Raw genomic sequence first — 22,770 nt, forward strand, 5'->3', positions numbered from 1 at the left:
GTCGTTAAGGAAGCTAAGGAGCTGGTCGACCTGACCGGCGCTGAGGTAGTCGTATCCGTAGGCCGCGGCATCTCCAAGGACGTTGACACCGGCATCAAGCTGGCTGAAGAGCTGGCTGGCCTGTTCGGCGGCGTTGTTGGCGGTTCCCGTGCTGCTATCGACTCCGGCTGGCTGTCTGCTGACCACCAGGTTGGTCAGACCGGCAAGACCGTACATCCGAAGCTGTACGTTGCTCTGGGTATCTCCGGCGCGATCCAGCACAAGGCTGGCATGCAGGATTCCGAGTGCATCGTAGCTGTCAACAAGTCTGACTCCGCTCCGATCTTCGACGTAGCTGACTACGGCATCTGCGGCGACCTGTTCAAGGTTGTTCCGATGATGATCGACGCGATCAAGGCTGCTAAGGAAGCTAAGTAATTTTTGACTGCGAAATACCGGCGCAGCTCGTCGTCAAGCGGTTCGTTGCGTACACATGTGCGCGGCCTCGCCGCCTTCCTCGATCTGCTTGGTCTTTCTTGTCAAAAAGGTGACTTCGACTGGGTCTAACCCTCTCGAAAGTACATGATATGAATGTAAATCCCCTGTCCGTATGGATGGGGGATTTTTTCGTGTCCTGTCTTTGTCATCTGTCAAATTATCAAAATCGTCCGAAAACTGCCGAACGGTATTCAAAAAAATCCGTCTCTGTGCTATAATATAAACTGCATTTCTATCGAAAAAAGGAGGGAGCGCGATGACGGGTCCGCTCACGGTTTACCGCGGCACGGAAACGCTGCGGCGCGGCTGGACAACAGGTTCGTGCGCTGCGGCGGCATCGCAGGCGGCGGCGATCCTGCTGCTGACGGGGAGCGCACCGGCGGAAATCCGGCTGCTCACGCCGGGCGGCGTGACGTTCAACCTGCCGGTCGAGCAGGCGAGCCTGCATGACGGCGAGGCGGTCTGCGCGGTGCGCAAGGATGCGGGCGACGACCCGGACATCACGAACGGCGTGCTCATTTCGTCGGCCGTCCGGCGCGCGGACAGCGGCATCGTCATCGACGGCGGCAGCGGCGTCGGCCGTGTGACCCGTCCGGGACTCGCGGAGCCGGTCGGCGAGGCCGCCATCAATCCCGGCCCGCGTGCGCAGATCAAGGCGGCGCTCGAGCGTGCGGCACAGGAAAATGGCTATGAAGGCGGATTTTCGGTTGTGCTCTCGGTCGAAAACGGCGAAGAACTCGCGCTCCAGACCTATAACAGCCACCTCGGCATCATCGGCGGCATCTCTATTCTCGGTACTAGCGGCATCGTAGAGCCGATGAGCGAGAAAGCGCTCGTGGACACGATCTGTCTGGAAATGGACAGTCTATACGCCGCTGGACAGCGCGTCGCGTTCCTCTGTCCGGGCAACTACGGCGCGGATTTCGCGCGCGAAACGCTCGAACTTGATCTGGAACGCGCGGTCAAGTGCTCAAATTATATCGGAGAAGCCTTCGATCATGCGGTCGTATGCGGCTATCCGGAGATCCTGCTCGTCGGCCACGCCGGAAAGCTCGTCAAGCTCGCCGCAGGTGTTATGAACACGCATTCCTCGGTCGCGGACGCGCGGCAGGAGATATTCACCGCGCATGCGGCACTGTGCGGGGCTGGCCGCGAGACGCTCGAGCTGCTCATGCAGGCGGTGTCGGTCGATGCGTGCATCGAGCTGCTCGACCGGGAGGGCGTGCGCGAGAGCGTGATGGCGCGCATTCAGGACGAAATGGAAAAACGCATCGCGAGACGCCTCAAGGGGCGTGCAGCAGCGGAATTTATTATGTTTACGACAAAATACGGCGTGCTTGCGCAGTCGGCAGGCGCGGCGCGGCTCTGCGAAAAACTGAGGAAGAATTTATGAAAAAGGGAAAGTTATACAGCGTCGGCGTTGGTCCGGGCGACCCGGAGCTGCTGACCGCAAAGGCCATCCGCGTCCTGTCCGAGTGCGATATCGTCGCGGTGCCGCAGTCGGACGGCGGCGGCCAGACCGCGCTCGATATTGCCGCGCAATATATAAAAGGTAAGACCGTCCGCTCATTCGCCATGCCCATGACGCACGACAGGGCGGCGCGGGACGCGAGCCATGATGCGGCGGCGGACGCCATCTGTGCGCTCATCGGGGAGGGAAAGACTGTCGCGTTCCTCACGCTCGGTGACCCGACGGTCTATTCGACCGCGTGGTATGTGCATAAGCGCGTGGCCGCACGCGGCTGTGAGGCGGAGCTTGTCCCCGGCGTACCAGCGTTCTGCGCGGCAGCAGCCAGGCTCGGCCGCGCCCTGTGTGAGGATGGCGAAATGCTGCACATCATTCCGGCTTCGCACGGCAGAGAGCGCGAGGGCCTCGCCCTGCCGGGCAGCAAGGTGCTCATGAAGGCAGGACGCGGTGTGCTGCGCGTGCGCGATGAGCTGCGTGAGAGCGGCCAGCTCGAACAGGCGGCGCTCGTTGAGCGCTGCGGCATGGAGGGCGAGCGTGTAGTATACGATCTGGACGAGCTCGACGAGCCTTCCGGTTATTTTTCCATCATTCTGGTAAAGGAGGAACGCAAATGATCTACTTTGTCGGCGCCGGCTCGGGCGCGCCCGACCTCATCACTGTGCGCGGCGCGAAGCTGCTCGGCGAGGCGGATGTCATCGTTTACGCCGGTTCGCTCGTCAATCCGGCGCTGCTGGACTACGCAAAAGAGGACTGTGCGATCTACGACAGCGCGAAAATGACGCTCGAGGAGGTCATCGCGGTCATGGCGCCTGCGGCGCGTGCGGGAAAGACGGTCGTGCGCCTGCACACCGGAGACCCCTGCGTTTACGGCGCGCATCGCGAGCAGATGGACGCGCTCGACAGACTGGGGCTTGCATACGAGGTCTGCCCGGGCGTTTCGTCGTTCTGCGGCGCAGCGGCGGCGCTCAAGGCAGAATATACCCTGCCGAACGTCAGCCAGACGGTCATCCTGACGCGCATGGAGGGCCGCACGCCCGTCCCCGAGCGCGAGCAGATCGAGAGCCTTGCCGCGCACGGCGCGACCATGGTCATTTTTCTGTCGGCCGGGCAGCTCGAAAAGCTGTCCGCACGGCTCATCGAGGGCGGCTATGCGCCCGAAACGCCTGCGGCCATCGTCTACAAGGCAACGTGGCCGGACGAAAAGGTCGTGCGCACGACCGTGGGCGAGCTTGCGGCGGCAGGCGCGCGCGAGGGCATCACCAAAACCGCGCTCATCACGGTCGGCGGCTTCCTTGGCGACAGCTACGACCGCTCTAAGCTGTATGACCCGGCGTTCACCACCGGTTTCCGTGAGGCGAGCCGATGAAACACGCGAAATTCGTCTCCTTTACCGAAATCGGTGCACAGACTGCCGCGAAAGCTGCTCGGCTGCTGCCGGATTTTCTGTGTGAGCGCTACGCGCGCACGGTCGATCTGTCGCTCTCGAACACCTCGCTCCCGCGGTTTGCACAGCAGGCGATGGTGGACTGCGATCTGATCGTTTTCGTGGGCGCGGCAGGCATCGCGGTCCGCGCGGCCGCGCCCTATCTCGCCGGAAAGGCGTATGACCCGGCGGTCGTTGTGATCGACGAGCAGGGACGGTTTGTCATCCCGCTGCTCTCCGGCCATCTCGGCGGCGCGAACGAGCTTGCCGGACGGCTCGCGGAGGGGCTGGGCGCGACGGCAGTTATCACGACTGCGACCGACGGCCGCGCGGTTTTTGCAGTCGACAGCTGGGCGAAATCGCATGAATGCGTGGTCTTCGACCCGGAAAACATCAAATACATTTCGGGTGCGCTGCTGCGCGGCGACACGGTCGGCCTGCGGTCGGCGTTTCCGGTCGACGGCCTGCTCCCGGCGCATATCGACACGAAAACAGCGGCAGAAAGCGGTTTTGTCATCGGTTTTGACACCGAAGTGCAGCCGTTCCCGCACACGCTGCATCTGGTGCCGCGCGTGATCAGCCTCGGCATCGGCTGCCGGAAGGGCGCATCGGCAGGCGCGGTCGAGCAGACCGTGCGCGAGGCGCTCGGCCGGGCAGGTCTGCCGCTTGCGGCGGTGAAGGCTGTCGCGAGCATTGACATCAAGAAGGACGAGCCTGGCCTTGTGTCCTTCTGCGCCGCACAAGGGCTGCCGTTTGCCGTGTATTCGGCAGAAGAACTGAACGCCGCGCCCGGCGAATTTACGGCGTCGGAGTTCGTGAAAGACACGGTGGGCGTCGACAGCGTATGCGAGCGCGCTGCCGTCGTAAATGCCGGGAACGGCACGATCATCGCGCGGAAATACGCGCAAAACGGCGTAACAGCCGCGTTTGCGGCAGGCGGATACCGCGTCTGCCTTGAAGAATGACCGAGGAGGAACAAACGTGAAACTCTGTATGGCAGGCATTGACCATGTGAGCGCAGCACTTGAGCAGCGCGAAAAGCTGTCTCTGGTGCGAGGACAGGTGCAGGCGGTTCTGCCGCGCATCGCAGAGCAGACCGGCTGCGCGGCGGTGCTGCTCGCGACATGCAGCCGCACCGAGCTGTACCTGCACGCAGAGGGGGAGCGCGTGCTGCCTGACGCGGCGGAGGTGCTGTGCGAAGCCGCCGGAGCGCCGGCGTGCCGTCCGTTCCTCGTGCAGCGCACAGGCGGCGAGGCGGTGCGTCATCTGATGCAGGTCTCGGCAGGGATGCAGTCGCAGATCTTCGGGGATGACCAGATCGTTTCGCAGGTCAAGGATGCCGCCGCACTTGCGCGGGAGCTGAAAACAGCGGACGCAGTGCTCGATACGCTGTTCCGCCGTGCCGTCACCGCAGGCAAGCGCGTGCGCACCGAAACACGGCTGACCGGGGTGCCGGCCTCGGCGGCGCAGGCCGGCGTGCGCAGGGCGGAACGCTTTTTCGGCACGCTCGCAGGAAAACGCGCGGTCGTGATCGGCAACGGCGAGATGGGGCGGCTCGCGGCGCGTGCGCTCGTGGAGGCCGGCTGCGCGGTCACGGTCACGCTCCGCACCTACCGCCACGGCGAGACCGTCGTGCCGCAGGGCTGCGCCACCGTGCCGTATGAGCGGCGCATGGAGCGCATCGAGGGCGCGGATCTCGTCGTCAGCGCCACGACCAGTCCGCATTTCACCCTGACGGCGGAGCAGACCGCTGCGCTCAGCCATCCGCCGCGGTTGCTGCTCGATCTGGCCATGCCGCGCGACATCGAGAGCGCAGCGGCGAGCGGACACACGGCGCTGTTCAATCTGGATGACCTCGGTGAGCTTGGTGACGCGGATAACGCCGCGCGGGAGACTGCGCTGCGCATTCTCGACGAGGAGACGCGCGAGTTTTTCGCGTGGCTCAACTACCGCGCCGCCCTGCCGCTCATTGCGCAGCTCAAGAGTGCGGTCGCCTCTCGCGTGCGCCACATCCGGGACTATGATGCGCTCGTCGCGGACGGGGACGCGGAAACGCTCGCAGAGCTGGCCGCAAACCGCGCGGTGGAGCTTGTCCTCGGCGGCATGAAGCAGAAGATCGACGTAGAAACCATGAAAGCGTGTCTCGAACACATCGGAAAGGGGAGCGGGAGATGAAAATTTACTGTATCGGCATCGGTCCGGGCGGCGAGGAGCAGATGACGCTGCGCGCGGTGCGTGCGCTCGAAGCATGCGACTGCGTGGCCGGCTATGGCCTGTATCTCGACCTCATCGATAGCCTCATCGAGGGAAAGGAGCGCATCCAGACCGGCATGACACGCGAGGTGGACCGCTGTGCGGCGGCGCTCGAGCGCGCGAAGCAGGGCAAAACGGTTGCGGTGGTCTCGTCGGGTGACGCCGGTGTGTACGGCATGGCCGGACTGCTCATCGAGCTGGCAGCCGGAACGGGCGTCGAGGTCGAGGTCATCCCCGGCATTACGGCGGCCTGCTCGGGCGGCGCGGTGCTCGGTTCGCCGCTGACCTGCGATTTCGCGTGCATCAGCCTGTCCGACCTGCTGACACCGTGGGACAAGATCGAGCAGCGTCTGCGCGGCGCGGCCGCAGGGGATTTCTGCATCGCGCTCTACAACCCCTCCAGCCGCAGGCGTGCGGATCATCTCGCGCGTGCGTGCGACATTCTGCTCGAGAGCGTGCCGCCCGAGACCGTGTGCGGTACGGTGCGCAGTATCGGCCGTGAGGGCGAGAGCTTTTCGCTCACGACGCTCGGTGCGCTGCGCGACACGCCGGTCGATATGCTCACGACGGTCTTTGTCGGCAACAGCCGCACGGTCGTCATCGACGGCCGTATGGTAACGCCCCGGGGGTACCGCGGCGTATGAGGATCTGCGTTTTTTCGGGCACGACCGAGGGGCACGAGCTCAGCCGATTTCTCGCCGCGAACGGCGTTCCGGCGGAGGTTTTTGTCGCGACCGAGTACGGCGCGGCGGTCATGGAGCCGATGCCCGGCATCACGGTGCATGAGGGGCGTCTGGACGAAAATGAGATCGCGGCGCGGCTCGATGCGGACACGCTGCTCATCGACGCGACGCACCCCTATGCCGCGCTCGTGACCGACAATCTGCGCACGGCGTGCGCGAAAACGGGGGCGCGATACGAGCGGCTGCTCCGCCCGGCGCTGCGGTACGGCGAGGGGGAGACCGTGCCCGACACGGAGGCCGCTGTCGCGTGGCTCAGCAGACACCCCGGAAAGGTGCTGCTGACGACCGGGAGCAAGGAACTCGAGGCGTATACGGCGGTCGAAAACTTTGCGGAACGGCTGTATCCGCGCGTGCTGCCGAGCGTCGGCGTGATACAGAAATGCGCGTCCCTCGGCTTTCCCGGCTCGCACATCATCGCGATGCAGGGGCCGTTTTCTGCCGGGATGAACGCTGCGCTCATCCGTCAGACCGGCGCGGAGATCCTTGTCACCAAGGACACGGGCGCGACAGGCGGCTTTGCGGAAAAGCTCGCGGCCGCGCGTGAGACCGGCATCAAAACGCTCATCATTGCCCGTCCGCGCGAGGAGAGCGGCCGCAGCCTTGCAGAAATGCAGGCGTTTTTGCGCGAAGAGCTCGGTCTTGCGGAGGAGAAAAAGCAGACGGCGCCGCCGCGCTTTCCGCTGTTCGTGCCGCTCGAGGGCAGGCGGTGCGCGGTGTTCGGCGCAGGGAAAATCGCGGCGCGGCGTGCTGCTGTGCTGCGGCGCTTCGGCGCGTGCGTCACGGTCACAGCGCCGGAAAAACGCGCGGAAATCGAGATAAATCTGTGCCGCGGCTACGAGAAAAGCGATCTTTCGGGGGTTTTTCTGGCAGTCGCGGCGACCGATGACCGCACGGTCAACCACCGCATTGCGGAGGACTGCGCGTCTCTCGGCATTCCGGTGAGCGTTGCGGACAGCGCATCGGAGTCGACGTTCTTTTTCCCGGCGGTCTGTGAGGGCGCGGAGCTGACGGTCGGCGTGGTCTCGCGCGGCACCTCGCACGCGAAGACTGCCGAGGCGGCGCGGCGTATCCGACGGGTACTGGAGGAAATGACATGATAAAAGTTGGCAGCAGAGACAGCCGCCTTGCGGTCGTGCAGGCGGAGGAGGTCATGCGCCGTCTGGGCGAGTGCGAGCTCGTGACGATGAAAACGACGGGCGATAAGATCCTTGACCGCACGCTGGACAAGGTCGGCGGCAAGGGACTGTTCGTCAAGGAGCTCGACCGCGCGCTCGCCGCAGGCGAAGTCGACCTCACGGTGCACAGCCTGAAGGATGTGCCGATGGAGCAGCCGGACGGTCTGCCGCTCATCGCGTTCCCGAAGCGGGCGGACGCGAGAGACGCGCTCGTGCTGCCGGAGGACGGCAGCTGGGACAGGGAAAAGCCGATCGGCTGCTCGTCCGCGCGGCGGCGCGTGCAGCTTGCACAGCTGTTTCCCGGTATCGAGGTAAAACCGGTGCGCGGAAACGTGCAGACCCGGCTTCGCAGGCTCGACAGCGGCGAATACGGCGCACTGGTGCTCGCGGCGGCCGGACTGCACCGTCTGGGACTGGAAAACCGCATCAGCCGGTATTTTTCGCCGGAGGAAATGCTCCCGGCGGCCGGGCAGGGCATCCTTGCCGTGCAGGCGCGGGAGGGCGAGTGCCGCGCGGCGGCGCAGCTGCTCGATGACGCGGAGACGCGTGTCTGCGCTCTGGCGGAACGGGCGTTCATCCGGGCGCTCGGCGGCGGCTGCTTTTCCCCGGCGGCGGCGTATGCCGTGCTCGAAAACGGGATGCTGCGCCTGCGCGGACTGTACGTCAGCGCGGATGAGCGGAGTCTGATCAGGGGAGAGCTGACAGGCGCACCGGAGACGGGCGAGCGGCTCGGCTGCATGCTCGCGGGACGCCTGCGCAGACAGGCGGAGGAGGAAACATGACGGAAACGGTAACTCTGGTCGGTGCGGGGCCGGGCGGCGCGGAGCTTTTAACGCGCGGCGGCGATGCGGCGCTCAGACAGGCGGACGCGGTCGTATATGACCGTCTGGTGGACGAGAGCATCCTCGACCTCATCCCGAAGGGCGCGGAGCGCATCTGCGTCGGCAAGAAAATGGGGCATCACCCTGTGCCGCAGGACGAGATCAACGCCCTGCTGGTGCGCCTTGCGCGGCAGGGAAAGCGCACCGTCCGCCTCAAGGGCGGCGACTGCTATCTGTTCGGGCGCGGCGGCGAGGAGTGCGAATATCTGAAGGCGCACGGCGTGCCGTTCCGCGTGCTGCCGGGCGTGACGAGTGCGCTCGCCGCACCGGCGTTCGCCGGTATCCCGGTGACGCACCGCGATTTCTGTTCATCGGTGCACATTGTGACCGCGCACGTACGGGCGGGGAAGCCGCTTTGCATCGACTTTGAAGCGCTCGTGCGCACGGGCGGAACGCTCGTGTTCCTCATGGGGCTGACCGCGCTCCGGCAGGTAACGGACGGCCTCACGGCGGCAGGAATGCCGCCGGATATGCCGGCGGCGGTCATTGAAAACGGCGCGCGCGGCACACAGCGCAAGGTCGTTTCAACCGTGGGGAAGCTGGCGGATGCGGCAGAAAAGGCCCGGGTGCACAGCCCGGCGCTCATCGTGGTCGGGCGCGTCTGTGCGCTGAGCGGTACGCTCGACTGGTGGACGGCGCTGCCGCTCCACGGGAAAACACTTGCTGTTACGCGCCCGGAGGAACGGAACGCGGGACTGGTGGACGGTCTGCGTGCGCTCGGCGCGGAGGTCATCGCCGCGCCCTGTATCGAGCTGCATGAGCGCGGGGACACGGCTTCGCTCACAGGGGCGCTCGAGGAAAAGCATGACTGGGCGGTGTTTACCTCGCCGGCAGGCGTACAGGCTGCGGTACGCGCACTGTTTCGCGCAGGACGCGATCTGCGCGCGCTGTACGGGATGAAATTCGCCTGCATCGGCAGCGCAACGGCGGAGTCGCTCGCTTCCTGCGGCATCAGCGCCGACCTCGTGCCCGAGGCTTACGACAGCGAACACCTCGCGGACGCGCTCTGCCGGGAAATGCAGGGCGGCGGCGCGGCGCTCCTGCTGCGTGCGGCCGAGGGCAGCCGCATTCTCCCCGAAAAACTGAAGAACAGCGGCATCCGTGTCACGGATGTACCGCTTTACGATACCGTGCGCTGCTGCGCGAAGGCGGATGAGCTGCGTGAGCGCATCCGGAACCGGGCGCTCGACGGCGTGACCTTTACGAGCGCGTCCACCGTGCACAGCTTCGCGGAAGCTGTGGGGAGGGAAAACCTGCGCGGACTTGCCGCGCTCTGCATTGGCCCGGTCACGGCCGAAGCTGCGAAAAGCTATGAAATGAAACCATTTACCGCGCAGGAGGCGACCGAGACCGCCCTTCTCGCGCTTTGCAAAACTGTTCTGGAAGGGTGACAATATCAATGTTCAACAAGGATTTCCGTCCGCGGCGGCTGCGGACGTCGGATACGCTGCGCCGCATGGTGCGCGAGACGCGCATTTCTGCGGACAGCCTGATCTGGCCGATCTTCATCATCGAGGGCGAGGGCATCTGCGACGAAATTCCGTCGCTGCCCGGACAGTATCACTATTCGCCCGATATGCTGGGCCGCGCGGTCGAGCGCATGCGCGCACACGGCGTGTCGCGTGTACTGCTGTTCGGTCTGCCGAAGCACAAGGACGAGAACGGCTCGTCCGCATGGGACTCGAACGGCGTTGTGCAGCAGGGCATCCGTGCGCTCCGCGCCATCGCGCCCGAGCTGTATATCATCACGGACGTCTGCATGTGCGAGTACACCTCGCACGGCCACTGCGGCATCCTGTGCGGTCACTATGTCGACAACGACAGGACGCTCGAGGTGCTGGCCAGGACTGCGGTCAGCCATGCGCGCGCCGGTGCGGACATGGTCGCGCCGAGCGACATGATGGACGGCCGCGTGGCGGCGATCCGCGCCGCGCTCGACGAAAACGGCTTTGTCAACACGCCGGTCATGGCGTATTCCGCGAAATTCGCGTCTACCTTCTACGGCCCGTTCCGTGACGCCGCAGGCTCTGCTCCGGCGTTCGGCGACCGCCGTTCGTATCAGATGGACCCCCATAACGGCCGTGAGGCTATGCGCGAATGCGAGCTCGATGTGCAGGAGGGCGCGGACATTCTGATGATCAAGCCTGCGATGCCGTATCTCGACCTCGTGCGCGAGTGCAGGGACAGATTTGACCTGCCCGTCGCGGCTTATCAGGTGTCCGGCGAGTACGCGATGATCAAGGCGGCGGCGAAGGCCGGTCTGATCGACGAATACGGCGTAATGTGCGAGAGCGCGGTCTCGATCTTCCGTGCCGGAGCGGATATTCTGATCACTTATTTTGCGTGCGAGCTGGCGGACGCCATTCGGAAGGGAGACATCGGCTGATATGACGAACTCAGAAAAGCTGTTTGAGCGGGGGTGCAGGGTGCTGCCCGGCGGCGTCAACTCGCCTGTCCGCGCATTCCGTGCGGTCGGCGGTACGCCCCGCTTTATTGTAAAGGGCCTCGGCAGTCACATTCTGGATGCTGACGGACTGGAATATATCGACTATGTCGGCTCGTGGGGGCCGATGATCCTCGGGCACAGCCACCCCGATATCCTCAAGGCGGTGTATGACCGCATGGTCTGCGGCCTTTCCTTTGGCGCGCCGACCGGCCTTGAGGTCGAAATGGCGGAGAAGATGGTCTCCATGCTGCCCGGCGTCGAGATGGTCCGCATGGTCAATTCGGGAACGGAGGCGGTCATGAGTGCGGTCCGTCTGGCACGCGGCGCGACCGGACGAGACAAGATCATCAAGTTCGAGGGCTGCTATCACGGTCATTCGGACGCGATGCTCGTCGGCGCAGGAAGCGGCGCGCTCACGCAGGGCGAACCGGATTCCAAGGGCGTGACGAAGGGTGCAGCGCAGGACACGCTGATGGCGCAGTACAACGACCTCGCATCGGTCGAGCGCCTGCTCGAGGCGAATGACGGCGCGGTCGCGGCGGTCATCGTCGAGCCGGTTGCAGCGAACATGGGTGTCGTGCCGCCTGAGGACGGCTTTTTACAGGGTCTGCGCACGCTCTGCGACAGGCATGGCGCGCTGCTCATCTACGATGAGGTCATCACGGGCTTCCGTCTCGCGGCAGGCGGCGCACAGGAGTATTTCGGCGTGCAGGCCGACCTTGTGACCTACGGCAAGATCATCGGCGGCGGTATGCCGGTCGGTGCTTATGCCGGCAGCCGCGCCCTCATGGAGCAGGTCGCACCGACCGGACCGGTTTATCAGGCCGGCACGCTGTCGGGCAATCCGGTCGCCATGGCGGCAGGTCTCGCCCAGCTGAATATTATCACCGATCACCCGGAGATCTACACGGTCATGGAGACCTCTGCGAGCTATATCGCGAACCATCTGCGCGCAAGTGCGGAAAAGCACGGCATCGCGATGCAGGTCAACCAGATCGGCTCGCTGCTGTGTCCGTATTTCACGGAAACGCCGGTAAACTGCTATGCTGCGGCGAAGAAAAGTGACACAAAACGGTATGCGGCATACTTTAACGGCATGCTGAAGCGGGGAATTTATCTCGCGCCGAGTCAGTTTGAGGCGATGTTCGTTTCGTCCGTGCATACGCAGAACGACCTCGCCTGCACGGTGCAGGCGGCAGAAGAAACACTCAGCGAGATGGCATAAAAAGGAGGGACGCGGATGCGCCAGTTCGATATCATAGGCGCCGGGATGGGCACACGGGAAACACTGACCGGCGAGGCCGCACAGGCGCTTGCATCGGCAGAAATGGTGTTTGCGACGGAGCGCCTTGCAGAAATCTGCGAGAATGCGCAGATCTGTCTGTTTTCCGAGCTTGCGGAACGGGCGATTGCGTGCGGAGCGGACAGAGCTGCACTGCTGGTTTCGGGCGATGTTGGATTTTTCAGCGCCGCCGGAAAACTGCGGGAAAAGCTGCTCGCGCATGGCGAAGTGCGGCTGTTCTGCGGCCTGTCAAGTATGCAGTATCTGTGTGCAAAAATCGGAATCAGCTATGAAAATGCGTGCATTCGCAGCCTTCACGGCAGAAAAGGAGACCTGCTCGGCGCGGTCAGCTACCATGAGAAAACGTTCGCGCTGACAGGCGGTGACAACAATGCGCAGTTTGTCTGCCGTTCGCTGGCAGACGCCGGACTCGGCGTCGTGCAGGTATGCATTGGAGAAAATCTCGCCTCACCCGGAGAAAGAGTGTTGAAGGGAACGGCATCGGAGCTTGCAGAAAACCCCTGCGCAGATCTTGCCGTGATGCTTGTCCTCAATCCGAATTCTGTAAATCCGTTTGAGCCTGTTCGGGACGAAATGCTGACGCGCGCGAAGGTTCCGATGACCAAAGAGGAAGTGCGATGGGTGTCGGTCGCGCGTCTCGGCGTGCAGCCGGGGGATACCGTATGGGACGTCGGCGCGGGCACAGGCGCGGTGACATTTGAGCTCGCGCGGAAAGCGATGGACGGAGCTGTCTTTGCGGTCGAACGCAACACGGAAGCAATCGAGCTTATTGCGCAGAATAGACAAAAGCTCGGAGGCTTTAATGTGCATATCGTCCAAGGACATGCGCCCGAAGTGCTTGCAGATCTTCCCAAACCGAACTGTGTTTTTGTCGGCGGAAGCGGCGGAAATATGCGTGAAATCATTGAGGCTGCATTGATGAAAAATCCAAAGGCACGAATTGCCGTGAATGCGATCGCGTTGGAGACTTTGCAGGAAACGCAGAGGCTGTTTGCAGAATTCGGTTTGCAGCAGGTCGAAATCACGCAGCTTTCTGCGGCGAGAGGGAAAAGCATCGGGTGTTACACGATGATGACAGCGAACAATCCGGTGTTTATCCTGTCGGGAAAAGGGGATAAATATGGCGAATAATGCACCGCGGATCATGATTGCCGGAACGGGCAGCGGCTGTGGAAAAACAATGGTCACGCTTACCGTTCTGCGCGCGATGCAGCGAAGAAATATTCCGCTTGCAGCATTCAAGTGCGGACCGGATTATATCGATCCCATGTTTCACAAGGCAGTCCTCGGCATTCCAAGCCGAAATCTTGACCTTTTTTTCATCAGTGAGCGTGAAGTACGCGGTCAGATTGTGCGCAGCATTCCGCAAAACGGTATCGGCGTAATCGAAGGCGTAATGGGATTCTATGATGGCGTTTCCGGCACGACCGACACGGCCTCCGCCGCGCATCTGGCGCGTGAAACAGGTACGCCTGCGATACTTGTTGTGCGTCCGAAGGGACAGTCGCTTTCTCTGGCAGCTATGCTTTCGGGATTTCGTAATTATGCGGAAAACACGCTGTGCGGTGTGATTTTAAATGGAATTTCGGATACAATGTATCCTTTTTATCGTGATATTGTGCAGAAATCCGGATTGAAGGTTCTGGGTTATCTTCCGTCGGTACCAGAGGCAGAAATTCCAGACAGACATTTGGGACTCGTAACCGCAGATGAATTAAAGGATTTGAATTACAGACTGGATCTGCTTGCAGATGCTGCTGAGAACAGAATTGATATTGAACAAATATTAAAAATATCGCGCACTGCATCGCAGCTGCCAGATGATTCGGAAAAGATCAGCCCGGTGACGAAAAAGCCGGTACGTATTGCCGTTGCGCGGGATAAGGCGTTTTGTTTCTATTATGAGGATAATTTTGAGGTATTGCGCAATTTAGGCGCTGAACTGGTTGAGTTTTCTCCGATTTCTGACAGCTGCATTCCTGAAAATACTGACGGCCTGTACCTTGGCGGCGGCTATCCGGAATTGCATATTACTGAGCTGTCAAACAATGTGAAAATGCGAAATTCGATCAAAAATGCAATCGAAAAGGGACTTCCGACGATTGCGGAGTGCGGTGGATTTCTCTATCTTCATGAGCATCTGGAAGGTGCGGAGATGGTCGGCGTTGTTCGCGGAAACGCAGTTTTGACTAAAAAATTGCAGCCGTTCGGGTATGTCACACTGACTGCACAGGATGACAATATGCTGTCCGCATGTGGAGGACAAATCCGCGCGCACGAGTTTCATTATGCCAAATCCGAGAATAATGGACATGATTTCGTGGCAGAAAAACCGAACGGGAGAAAATGGCCTTGCGTGCACACTACGAAGTCGCTTTATGCTGGCTTTCCGCATTTATTTTTACGTGCAAACATTGATTTTCCAGAAAAATTTGTTCGTGCATGCATGGAATGGAGTGAGAGAAGAAAATGACGATCGAGGAGGCTGTATCGCGCGTCAGACCGCTGGACGCAGCAGCAATGAGGGCAGCAGAAAAACGTTTTTCTGATATTGCGATGCCGCTTGGAGGACTTGGGTTGTTGCAGGACGCGATCATTCAGCTTGCAGGAATCCAGCGCAAACCTGTACCGATTATTCGACCGCGGGCTGCGGTTATTTTCTGTGCGGATAACGGAGTCGTAGCAGAGGGGGTGACGCAATGCGGGCAGGATGTCACGGCAACAGTCACCCGAAACATGGGACAGGGAAGGTCCACCATGTGCATGATGGCGAAATCGATTGATATGGACGTATTCCCGGTGGATATCGGAGTAGCAGATAAATTCTCATTTAAGGGAGTTGTTGATAAAAAAATACGCAAAGGGACAGAAAATATTGCGGAAAATGCCGCTATGACAAGGGATGAAGCTATTGCGGCGGTGAAAACCGGGATTGAGCTTGCAGAGAACTGCGCGCAGCAGGGCTTCCGTCTGGTCTGTGGTGGAGAAATGGGAATTGGCAATACTACGACCAGCGCGGCAGTCACAGCCGCGCTCACAGGTGCATCGGCATCGCGCGTTACCGGACGGGGAGCAGGACTTTCTTCTGAAGGCCTCCGCAAAAAAATGCAGGCTGTTGAAAAGTCTCTTGCAGTAAATCGTCCGAATCCTGACGATCCGATTGATGTGATCAGCAAGGTGGGCGGACTGGATATTGCCGGGCTGACAGGCTTTTATCTCGGCGCAGCGGCATGTGGTCTGCCGATTGTGCTTGACGGCGTGATTACCTGCACTGCTGCGCTGGCCGCGGTGCGCTTGTGTCCTCTTGTCGCGGACTATTTGATCGCAGCGCATTGCTCGGAAGAGCCTGCAAGCGCTTTGCTGCTTCAAGAACTTGGCAAAAAGGCATTTATAACAGCGGGGATGCACCTGGGAGAGGGCACCGGTGCTGCGGCAGGTATCGCACTGCTTGATCTTGCGCTCGCGCCATATAGAGAAATGCCTACATTTGATGAAATCGGCGTTGAGGCATATAAACCATTGAAGTGATGCTTGAGTAAATAAACAATATGATTTCAATAATTAGAACGGCGAGGGATGCGAGAATATGCTTGTTTTGGTGACAGGAGGAGCTGCCTCCGGAAAATCGGAACATGCCGAAAAAATCGTGTGTGCGCGAGCACACAGCAAATTGTACCTTGCGACGATGCAGCCATTTGGTAAAAGCGCCAGAGCACGAATCGCGCGGCACCGTAAATTGCGAGAAGGAAAAGGTTTTCATACTGTAGAACGTTCACTCGATTTGAAAGGCCTGCAAATTGATCGTCATTATGACGGGATTTTACTTGAGGATTTAGGCAATCTGCTCGCTAATGAAATTTTCTCTCCGGATGGCACGGCACAAAACTGTGTGAAATCCATACTTGATGGCATAGAAAAATTGAAATCATGTTGTGATACGTTGGTGATCGTTTCCAATGAAATCTTTTCGGATGGAGGAAGTTATCCGCCGGAAACAGAAAATTATCTGCAAAAACTTGCGGAGCTTCATGAAAAACTTGCACGGGATGCAGATGCAGTTTACGAAAGCGTTTGCGGAATTTTATTGCCGATAAAGGAAGTGAAAACAAGATGAAAAGCGTAATCAGCGGTATTTTTGTAGCGTTTTCGATGTATTCTGCTATCCCTGTTCCGCAGGTGAACTGGGAAAAAAAGACGATGCGCTGGGCGCTCATTTTTCTCCCGTTTGTCGGCGTCATCATTAGCACGGTATCCTGGATCTGGTTTGCTTTTTGCAGCTTTTTTCGTGCAAATTCGCTGTTTTATGCGGTTGGAGCGACACTGATACCGTTGTGCATTTCGGGCGGCATTCATCTTGACGGCCTGTGCGATACCTGCGATGCGCTTTGTTCTTTCGGAGATCGTGAAAAGCGGCTCGCTATTCTAAAAGACCCGCATGTCGGTGCATTTGGTCCGATGTGGATTTGTGCATTTTTACTTGCTGAATGTGCCTGCTTTTCACAGATTTTTGAGTATTTCCGACTGTTTCCTCTTGTTCTGGTCGCATTCCCGGTCGCACGCGCAATGGGCGGCCGCAAGGTGGTAGCTTCTCCCTGCGCGAAGGACAGCGGACTCGCACATATATTTGCGGAAAACAGTGATAAACGTGTGGTTTCGGTCGTTTTATTGCTGGAAACAATGGTATATTTGCTGATTTCCGGAGTGCTTCTTTTCGGCGTAACGCACGGTACGACGGCAGCGCTGATTCTGACCGTGCTCCTCATGCTGTGGTATGCCTTTCATGAAAAAGTTTCAAAACAAACTTTTGGAGGGATAACGGGCGACCTGGCAGGCTTTTGTATTTCGATTTCAGAACTTTTATGCCTGGCTGTTGCAGCGTTCGGAGGACTTGTGTTATGACTGTACTTATCATCGGCGGTTCGTTTCAGGGAAAACGCGAAATTGCAGAAAAACTGTATCCTGATGAACCGAAAATCTATAATCTTCATGAAAAAGTGCGTGAAATGCTGCAAAGAGAGCAGGACCCGCTGGAACTTTCTGCAGCGCTGCGCGGCCATGTGATAACATGCGATGAAATTGGCTGCGGCGTGGTTCCGATCGAACCAAATGACGAAAACTGGCGCGAAGCCGTTGGTCGGCTGTGCTGTGCGCTCGCATCGGAGGCGGATGCGGTCATCCGTGTCTGGGCGGGCGTGCCGCAGTTTATTAAAGGAGAGTTGAAATAAATGGCTGTAACCTGTGCCGTCATGCTCGGCTTTGCGCTCGACGCGCTGCTTGGTGATCCAAGGTGGTTCCCGCACCCGGTCTGTGCCGTAGGAAAGTTGATTTCCTGCATGGAAAAACTGCTTAGACGGCTTTTTCCGCCTCGAAAAGGTGCAATGATATTCGCAGGTGCCGTGCTTTGGATCGTTGTCTGCGGCGTCAGCTTCGCGGTTCCGTTCCTCGTCCTGCGATTTCTATCCGGAATCAATTTGTGGCTTGGATTTGCCGCGAATTCCATCCTTTGCTGGCTGATTTTTGCACGAAAAAGCCTGTCTGAAGCCGGGCAGCATGTTTACCGCGCCGTGAAGGAGTCGGTTGAGGAAGGCCGAAAGGCTGTCGCGTGGTATGTCGGCCGCGACACTGCTGCGCTTTCCGAAGAAGGCGTCATCAAGGCCGCCGTAGAGACTATTGCAGAGAACCTGACTGATGGTGTGGTTTCGCCGCTCATCTACATGCTCATCGGCGGTGCGCCGCTCGGGATGCTCTATAAGGCGGTCAACACGCTTGACTCGATGGTCGGATATCACAACGAAAAATACGAGAATTTAGGCAAGTTTTCTGCGAAAATGGACGATATTTTTAACTTCATCCCGGCACGGCTGTCAGCGCTCTGCATCATCGCCGGCGCAGGCATGCTGCGGCTCGACAACCGCAGCGCGCTGCGTATTTACCGCCGCGACCGCAATCTGCACAAGAGCCCGAACGCCGGCCAGACCGAGTCTGCGTGTGCCGGGGCGCTGCACATCCAGCTCGGCGGTGACGCAAGCTACTTCGGGAAAACCGTCAGAAAAGCGGCGTTCGGAGACCCGCTGCGCCGTGTGGACCGCACGGATATCCTCGCGACGATCGACCTGATGAACGCCGCGAGCGTGCTCGCTCTCGCGCTGTGCTGCGCGGTCAGACTGACACTTCAGAGGTGATATAATGGCTTATTCCTACTGTCACGGCGGAGATATAGAAACTTTTGTGAGCGAATTCGGTGCGCAGCCGATCGACCTTTCTGCAAATATCAATCCGTTCGGCGTACCTGAGGCGGTCCGTGCGGCAATGCACAGGGCTGTGGATGAATGCGCGCATTACCCTGACCCGTTCTGCCGCGCGGCGCGGCAGGCTGTTGCGGAAGCGGAGGGGATTCCGGCGGACATGGTTTACTGCGGAAACGGCGCGGCGGATGTGCTCGACCGGCTCGCGGCAGTGCTCAGGCCGAAGCGTGTGCTGCTCACAGCGCCGACCTTCGCGGAATACGAAAGAACGCTCACAGGCGCGGAAATCGACTTTCATATGCTCCGCGAGAGCGAGGATTTTGCGGTCACGGAGCGGCTGCTCTCTGATATTTCGTCTAAATATGACGCGGTCTATCTGTGCAATCCCAACAATCCGACCGGACGCACGGCGCAGCCGGAATTGATGCGCAGAATAGTTCAAAAATGTGCAGAAAACAGTGTTTATCTGATCGTAGACGAATGCTTTAATGACTTTCTGCTCGATGCAGAGCAGCATTCCCTCTCCGGACTGCTCGAAGCATTTCCCTGTCTCATCCTGCTCCGCGCCTACACGAAAATGTTCGCCGTCCCGGGCGTGCGGTTCGGCTGGTGCATGACCGCAGACAGGACGGTCATCGACGGACTTTACCGCGCCGGGCAGCCGTGGAACGTGTCGGTCATCGCGCAGGCGTGCGCGGAGGCCGCTGCGAAGCAGAACGGCTGGCGTGACCAGACGGCACGCCGTATCGCGGAGGAACGCGCGTATCTCATAGACGGTCTGCGCTCGTGCGGCGTCAGGGTCTATCCGGGTGAGGCGAACTTTCTGCTTTTTCACTCTTCGGACGAAAAACTCGATGAAAAACTGCGAAAACAGGGTATCATGATACGAAACTGCTCAAATTACCGCGGACTCGGTCCCGGCTTTTACCGGGCGGCGGTCAAAACGAGAGACGCGAGCGAAAAACTGCTGCACGCTCTGCGGCAGATACAGGAAATATAGGGAAGGACGGCTGTCATGGCAAAACTCATTATGGTTCAGGGCACGTGCTCGAACGCCGGGAAAAGCCTGCTTTGCGCGGCGCTGTGCCGCATTTTCAGACAGGACGGCTATCGGGTCGCGCCATTCAAATCGCAGAACATGGCGCTCAACTCGTTCATCACAGCAGACGGCAGGGAAATGGGCCGTGCACAGGTCGTTCAGGCCGAGGCGGCAGGCATCGCGCCCGATGTGCGCATGAACCCGATCCTGCTCAAGCCGACGAGCGACGTCGGCTCACAGGTGATCATCATGGGCGAGGCGCACGGAAACCGCACGGCGCGCGAATACTGGGGACACAAAAAGGCGCTCCTGCCGGTTATTAAGGAGGCGTTCGACAGCCTCGCCGCCGAGAACGACATTATTGTCATCGAGGGCGCCGGCAGCCCGGCCGAGATCAATCTCAAGCAGGACGACATCGTGAACATGGGACTTGCGAAGCTCGTGGACGCACCGGTGCTGCTCGTCGGGGACATCGACCGCGGCGGCGTATTCGCCTCGCTCTACGGCACGGTCAAGCTGCTGGACGAGGACGAGCAGGCGCGCATCCGCGGCCTTGTCATCAACAAATTCCGCGGCGATGTGGAAATCCTCCGGCCGGGTCTGACACAGCTCGAGGAGCTGACCGGCAGGCCGGTCGTAGGCGTTGTGCCGTACGGACGGTTCGACATCGACGATGAGGACAGCCTTTCCGAGCGTCTGGAAACGAAAAGCGCACCTGCGCTCGTGAATATTGCGGTGGTCAAGCTGCCGCGGCTGTCCAATTTTACCGATTTTTCCGCACTTTCGCGTGTTCCGGGCGTTGGAGTCCGCTATGCGGACCGTCCGGCGCAGCTGGAGGACGCGGACCTCATCATCCTGCCCGGCACCAAGTCCACGATCGCGGATCTCCGCTGGCTGCGCGAGAGCGGCATGGAGGCGGCGCTGCTCAAGGCGCACGCGGCAGGAACGCCGGTTTTCGGCATCTGCGGCGGCTATCAGATGATGGGGCGGACGGTGTCCGACCCCGAAAACACCGAGGGCGGCGGCAGTCTGCGCGGCATCGGCCTGCTTCCGGTCGAGACTGTGTTCCGCACAGCAAAGACCACGGTTCAGACGCACGGTACGGTCGCAGACACTGCGGGCGTGCTGCACGGCCTGTCCGGACTTGCGGTCGAGGGCTATGAGATCCACATGGGCGAGACCGTGCGCGACGCGGACGCGCAGCCGTTTGTCACGCTGAACCACGGCGAACACGAAGTACCGGACGGCTGCGTGACGGAAAACGCCTGCGGTACCTACCTGCACGGCGTGTTTGACGCACCGGAGGCCGCGCAGCGGCTTGCGCAGGCGCTCGCAGACCGGAAGGGCGTGACGCTCGAGGGCGCGGCGGAGGACCCGGCAGTCTACCGGGAGCGGCAGTATGACCTGCTCGCGGCTACCGTGCGGCGCAGTCTGGATATGCAGCGGATCTACGACATTATGGAGGGAAAAGCATGAAAACCAGCGGACTGGTCCATCTGTACTGCGGCGACGGCAAGGGCAAAACGACGGCGGCCGTCGGCCTTGCGGTGCGCCACGCCGGACACGGCGGAAAGGTTGTTTTTGCGCAGTTTCTCAAGGACGGCTCATCGGGGGAGTGCCGCGTGCTCGCGAAGCTCGGCGTGACCGTGCTCGCGGCGAACCCGGCCGGCAAGTTCACCTTCCGCATGACGGATGAGGAGAAGGCAGAGACCGCCGCCGCGCTCGTCCGCACGTTCGATGCCGCGGCCGGCTATGCGGTGCGCGAGGGCGCGACGCTGCTCGTGCTCGACGAGGTATGCGCGGCAGTAAACGGCGGCTTTCTGCCCGAAAAGACGGTGACGGACTTTCTCGAAAACCGTCCGGACATGCTCGAGGTCGTGCTCACAGGCCGCAGCCCGTCGGCGGGACTGACGGCGCACGCGGATTATATCACGGAAATGCAGAAACGGCGGCACCCATATGAAAAGGGCGTCGCCGCACGGGAGGGGATTGAATTTTGAACGGATACATGAAGCCGCAGGATATTGAAAAGCGCTCGTTCGAGATCATCACGAAGGAGCTGGGCGCGCGCACGTTTCCGGTCGGCATCGCCGAGGTCGTCAAGCGCGTCATCCACACGACGGCGGATTTTGATTATGCGGAGAATCTCGCGTTTTCGCCGGACGTGATCGAGCAGGCCAAGGCCGCCCTGTGCAACGGCGCGACCATTGTCACGGATACGAACATGGCGCTCTCGGGCATCAGCAAGCCGTCGCTCACGAAGCTCGGCGCGAAGGCGCTCTGCCTCATGGCGGACCCGGACATCGCGCGCGAGGCAAAGGAGCGCGGCGTGACGCGGGCGGTTGTTTCGATGGAGCACGCCGCTAGACTGGACGGGCCGCTGATCTTCGCGGTCGGCAACGCGCCGACAGCGCTCATCCGACTGCACGAGCTGATCGGGAAGGACGAGGTGAAGCCGGCGCTCGTCATCGGCGTGCCGGTAGGTTTTGTCAACGTTGTCGAGGCGAAGGAGCTGTTTATCGGCGGAAAAACGCCGTATATCATTGCGCGGGGGCGCAAGGGCGGCTCGAATGTCGCGGCGGCGATCGTCAATGCGCTGCTGTACCAGCTGATCCGCCGGGAGGGCTTTTAAGGCTGCCGTTTGGCAGCCTTTTTACTTTATATCCCTCAGCAGAGGGTGAGCCTTTCCGCCGATACAGCGGCGAGCCGCTGGAGGCGACTTTACGCCCTCGGAGGGCGTGGTCATTGGCCGCCTTCGGCGGCAGGGGATGCCGGGGTCTCCCGGCAGAGACAAAAGGGGCAGGGACACCAAGGTTTCCCTGCCCCTCTTGACTCCCCAACCTTTCCTTTGGACGCGACTCCCTCCGGTCGCGCGTCTAAAAACGAGGGGCCCACAGGGGCGTCTGGTGCTCCAAGGTATCATCCTTGATTGAAGCAGAGCTTTTCGCAGCGCTAATCCAACGCCCTGCACTGTCTGGCCGCGCACTGTTGTGCGCGGCGGATAACGCAAGGGAAATTCAGGGTCTTACAGCGTCCCAAAATCTGTTCGACGCACGGAACCGAGCCCCCGTAACCCCCGTTTAGCCGCGAATGCTTCGCTGAGCGGCTCGAAGGAGGGTTTGGGGGAGTCAAGAGGGGGCAAGGGAACCATACGGTGCCCTTGCCCCCTTTTGCTCCTGCCGGTGGGCACCGGCGTCTCCGCCGCCGGGCGGCGGCAATGCCCGGCCTGCCCATCGGCAGTCAGTCTCGCCTCCAGCGGCGCACCGCTGTATCGGCGGAGATCAACCCTCTGCTGAGGGTAAAGAAAAAAGAGCGGC

The 22,770-nt window shown here is 60.6% G+C and carries 23 protein-coding genes; all 23 read left to right on the forward strand.

The genetic code is table 11. From position 1 onward, the window contains the following. Positions 1-417 (forward strand): electron transfer flavoprotein subunit alpha/FixB family protein (locus H8S02_RS00005; protein WP_186968681.1); only part of this gene is annotated, 417 nt, incomplete at its 5' end. Positions 418-733: 316 nt separating this feature from the next. Then, positions 734-1,870 carry a cobalt-precorrin-5B (C(1))-methyltransferase CbiD gene (cbiD, locus tag H8S02_RS00010; RefSeq protein ID WP_186968682.1) on the forward strand — a complete coding sequence of 379 codons (1,137 nt, stop codon included), beginning with the start codon at positions 734-736 and terminating at the stop codon, positions 1,868-1,870. Then, positions 1,867-2,559, forward strand: a complete 693-nt coding sequence (gene cobI / locus H8S02_RS00015; protein ID WP_186968683.1) for a precorrin-2 C(20)-methyltransferase — start codon at positions 1,867-1,869, stop codon at positions 2,557-2,559. Before cbiD ends, cobI begins: the two co-directional genes overlap by 4 nt. Continuing rightward, the gene (gene cobM / locus H8S02_RS00020) at positions 2,556-3,311 is read left to right on the forward strand and encodes a precorrin-4 C(11)-methyltransferase (protein ID WP_186968684.1); all 756 of its coding nucleotides are present in this window, start codon (positions 2,556-2,558) and stop codon (positions 3,309-3,311) included. Before cobI ends, cobM begins: the two co-directional genes overlap by 4 nt. Then, positions 3,308-4,333: a cobalt-precorrin 5A hydrolase gene (locus H8S02_RS00025; RefSeq protein WP_186968685.1), complete on the forward strand. Its 1,026-nt coding sequence runs from the start codon at positions 3,308-3,310 to the stop codon at positions 4,331-4,333. The genes cobM and H8S02_RS00025 overlap by 4 nt, the downstream gene beginning before the upstream one ends. Before the next feature lie 16 nt (positions 4,334-4,349). Further along, positions 4,350-5,543 (forward strand): glutamyl-tRNA reductase, encoded by a 1,194-nt coding sequence (gene hemA / locus H8S02_RS00030; RefSeq protein WP_186968686.1) that lies wholly within the window; start codon positions 4,350-4,352, stop codon positions 5,541-5,543. Continuing rightward, positions 5,540-6,265 (forward strand): precorrin-3B C(17)-methyltransferase, encoded by a 726-nt coding sequence (gene cobJ, locus H8S02_RS00035; protein ID WP_186968687.1) that lies wholly within the window; start codon positions 5,540-5,542, stop codon positions 6,263-6,265. Before hemA ends, cobJ begins: the two co-directional genes overlap by 4 nt. Then, positions 6,262-7,461, forward strand: coding sequence for a precorrin-6A reductase (cobK, locus tag H8S02_RS00040; protein WP_186968688.1), 1,200 nt, complete (start codon positions 6,262-6,264; stop codon positions 7,459-7,461). The genes cobJ and cobK overlap by 4 nt, the downstream gene beginning before the upstream one ends. Next, complete coding sequence (gene hemC / locus H8S02_RS00045; RefSeq protein WP_186968689.1) at positions 7,458-8,321, forward strand: hydroxymethylbilane synthase; 864 nt, start codon at positions 7,458-7,460, stop codon at positions 8,319-8,321. The genes cobK and hemC overlap by 4 nt, the downstream gene beginning before the upstream one ends. Then, positions 8,318-9,811 (forward strand): uroporphyrinogen-III C-methyltransferase, encoded by a 1,494-nt coding sequence (cobA, locus tag H8S02_RS00050; protein ID WP_186968690.1) that lies wholly within the window; start codon positions 8,318-8,320, stop codon positions 9,809-9,811. Before hemC ends, cobA begins: the two co-directional genes overlap by 4 nt. Before the next feature lie 8 nt (positions 9,812-9,819). Next, a complete protein-coding gene (gene hemB, locus H8S02_RS00055) occupies positions 9,820-10,806 on the forward strand; it encodes a porphobilinogen synthase (RefSeq protein WP_186968691.1) in 987 nt (328 codons plus the stop codon). 1 nt (position 10,807) lies between these two features. Continuing rightward, positions 10,808-12,091 (forward strand): glutamate-1-semialdehyde 2,1-aminomutase, encoded by a 1,284-nt coding sequence (gene hemL / locus H8S02_RS00060; RefSeq protein WP_186968692.1) that lies wholly within the window; start codon positions 10,808-10,810, stop codon positions 12,089-12,091. Between the two features lie 15 nt (positions 12,092-12,106). Continuing rightward, on the forward strand, positions 12,107-13,300 hold the full coding sequence (gene cbiE / locus H8S02_RS00065) for a precorrin-6y C5,15-methyltransferase (decarboxylating) subunit CbiE (protein ID WP_186968693.1): 1,194 nt from the start codon (positions 12,107-12,109) through the stop codon (positions 13,298-13,300). Continuing rightward, positions 13,290-14,642 carry a cobyrinate a,c-diamide synthase gene (locus H8S02_RS00070; RefSeq protein ID WP_186968694.1) on the forward strand — a complete coding sequence of 451 codons (1,353 nt, stop codon included), beginning with the start codon at positions 13,290-13,292 and terminating at the stop codon, positions 14,640-14,642. The genes cbiE and H8S02_RS00070 overlap by 11 nt, the downstream gene beginning before the upstream one ends. Next, entirely contained in the window at positions 14,639-15,697 is a 1,059-nt protein-coding gene (cobT, locus tag H8S02_RS00075) for a nicotinate-nucleotide--dimethylbenzimidazole phosphoribosyltransferase (protein ID WP_186968695.1), read from the forward strand. The genes H8S02_RS00070 and cobT overlap by 4 nt, the downstream gene beginning before the upstream one ends. A 58-nt stretch (positions 15,698-15,755) precedes the next feature. Then, complete coding sequence (locus H8S02_RS00080) at positions 15,756-16,283, forward strand: bifunctional adenosylcobinamide kinase/adenosylcobinamide-phosphate guanylyltransferase (RefSeq protein ID WP_186968696.1); 528 nt, start codon at positions 15,756-15,758, stop codon at positions 16,281-16,283. Continuing rightward, the gene (gene cobS / locus H8S02_RS00085) at positions 16,280-17,068 is read left to right on the forward strand and encodes an adenosylcobinamide-GDP ribazoletransferase (RefSeq protein ID WP_186968697.1); all 789 of its coding nucleotides are present in this window, start codon (positions 16,280-16,282) and stop codon (positions 17,066-17,068) included. Before H8S02_RS00080 ends, cobS begins: the two co-directional genes overlap by 4 nt. Then, positions 17,065-17,394, forward strand: a complete 330-nt coding sequence (locus H8S02_RS00090) for a bifunctional adenosylcobinamide kinase/adenosylcobinamide-phosphate guanylyltransferase (protein ID WP_243166342.1) — start codon at positions 17,065-17,067, stop codon at positions 17,392-17,394. Before cobS ends, H8S02_RS00090 begins: the two co-directional genes overlap by 4 nt. Continuing rightward, complete coding sequence (gene cbiB / locus H8S02_RS00095) at positions 17,395-18,351, forward strand: adenosylcobinamide-phosphate synthase CbiB (RefSeq protein ID WP_186968699.1); 957 nt, start codon at positions 17,395-17,397, stop codon at positions 18,349-18,351. 46 nt (positions 18,352-18,397) lie between these two features. After that, positions 18,398-19,414 (forward strand): pyridoxal phosphate-dependent aminotransferase, encoded by a 1,017-nt coding sequence (locus tag H8S02_RS00100; protein WP_186968700.1) that lies wholly within the window; start codon positions 18,398-18,400, stop codon positions 19,412-19,414. A gap of 15 nt (positions 19,415-19,429) precedes the next feature. Then, entirely contained in the window at positions 19,430-20,929 is a 1,500-nt protein-coding gene (locus H8S02_RS00105) for a cobyric acid synthase (protein ID WP_186968701.1), read from the forward strand. Beyond that, positions 20,926-21,453, forward strand: a complete 528-nt coding sequence (locus tag H8S02_RS00110; protein WP_186968702.1) for a cob(I)yrinic acid a,c-diamide adenosyltransferase — start codon at positions 20,926-20,928, stop codon at positions 21,451-21,453. The genes H8S02_RS00105 and H8S02_RS00110 overlap by 4 nt, the downstream gene beginning before the upstream one ends. A gap of 8 nt (positions 21,454-21,461) precedes the next feature. Further along, positions 21,462-22,085, forward strand: coding sequence for a precorrin-8X methylmutase (locus H8S02_RS00115; RefSeq protein ID WP_186968962.1), 624 nt, complete (start codon positions 21,462-21,464; stop codon positions 22,083-22,085). The last annotated feature ends 685 nt before the right edge of the window (positions 22,086-22,770 follow it).

It is taken from the genome of Agathobaculum hominis, from assembly GCF_014288055.1.
In the GTDB taxonomy this organism is placed as follows: domain Bacteria; phylum Bacillota; class Clostridia; order Oscillospirales; family Butyricicoccaceae; genus Agathobaculum; species Agathobaculum hominis.

Excerpts from the sequence above, each read along its gene's own strand:
- cbiD (WP_186968682.1), top strand. The coding sequence starts at position 734 with ATGACGGGTCCGCTCACGGTTTACCGCGGCACGGAAACGCTGCGGCGC.
- cobI (WP_186968683.1), top strand. The coding sequence starts at position 1,867 with ATGAAAAAGGGAAAGTTATACAGCGTCGGCGTTGGTCCGGGCGACCCG.
- cobM (WP_186968684.1), top strand. The coding sequence starts at position 2,556 with ATGATCTACTTTGTCGGCGCCGGCTCGGGCGCGCCCGACCTCATCACT.
- H8S02_RS00025 (WP_186968685.1), top strand. The coding sequence starts at position 3,308 with ATGAAACACGCGAAATTCGTCTCCTTTACCGAAATCGGTGCACAGACT.
- cobJ (WP_186968687.1), top strand. The coding sequence starts at position 5,540 with ATGAAAATTTACTGTATCGGCATCGGTCCGGGCGGCGAGGAGCAGATG.
- cobK (WP_186968688.1), top strand. The coding sequence starts at position 6,262 with ATGAGGATCTGCGTTTTTTCGGGCACGACCGAGGGGCACGAGCTCAGC.
- hemC (WP_186968689.1), top strand. The coding sequence starts at position 7,458 with ATGATAAAAGTTGGCAGCAGAGACAGCCGCCTTGCGGTCGTGCAGGCG.
- cobA (WP_186968690.1), top strand. The coding sequence starts at position 8,318 with ATGACGGAAACGGTAACTCTGGTCGGTGCGGGGCCGGGCGGCGCGGAG.
- hemB (WP_186968691.1), top strand. The coding sequence starts at position 9,820 with ATGTTCAACAAGGATTTCCGTCCGCGGCGGCTGCGGACGTCGGATACG.
- hemL (WP_186968692.1), top strand. The coding sequence starts at position 10,808 with ATGACGAACTCAGAAAAGCTGTTTGAGCGGGGGTGCAGGGTGCTGCCC.
- cbiE (WP_186968693.1), top strand. The coding sequence starts at position 12,107 with ATGCGCCAGTTCGATATCATAGGCGCCGGGATGGGCACACGGGAAACA.
- H8S02_RS00070 (WP_186968694.1), top strand. The coding sequence starts at position 13,290 with ATGGCGAATAATGCACCGCGGATCATGATTGCCGGAACGGGCAGCGGC.
- cobT (WP_186968695.1), top strand. The coding sequence starts at position 14,639 with ATGACGATCGAGGAGGCTGTATCGCGCGTCAGACCGCTGGACGCAGCA.
- H8S02_RS00080 (WP_186968696.1), top strand. The coding sequence starts at position 15,756 with ATGCTTGTTTTGGTGACAGGAGGAGCTGCCTCCGGAAAATCGGAACAT.
- cobS (WP_186968697.1), top strand. The coding sequence starts at position 16,280 with ATGAAAAGCGTAATCAGCGGTATTTTTGTAGCGTTTTCGATGTATTCT.
- H8S02_RS00090 (WP_243166342.1), top strand. The coding sequence starts at position 17,065 with ATGACTGTACTTATCATCGGCGGTTCGTTTCAGGGAAAACGCGAAATT.
- cbiB (WP_186968699.1), top strand. The coding sequence starts at position 17,395 with ATGGCTGTAACCTGTGCCGTCATGCTCGGCTTTGCGCTCGACGCGCTG.
- H8S02_RS00105 (WP_186968701.1), top strand. The coding sequence starts at position 19,430 with ATGGCAAAACTCATTATGGTTCAGGGCACGTGCTCGAACGCCGGGAAA.
- H8S02_RS00110 (WP_186968702.1), top strand. The coding sequence starts at position 20,926 with ATGAAAACCAGCGGACTGGTCCATCTGTACTGCGGCGACGGCAAGGGC.
- H8S02_RS00115 (WP_186968962.1), top strand. The coding sequence starts at position 21,462 with ATGAAGCCGCAGGATATTGAAAAGCGCTCGTTCGAGATCATCACGAAG.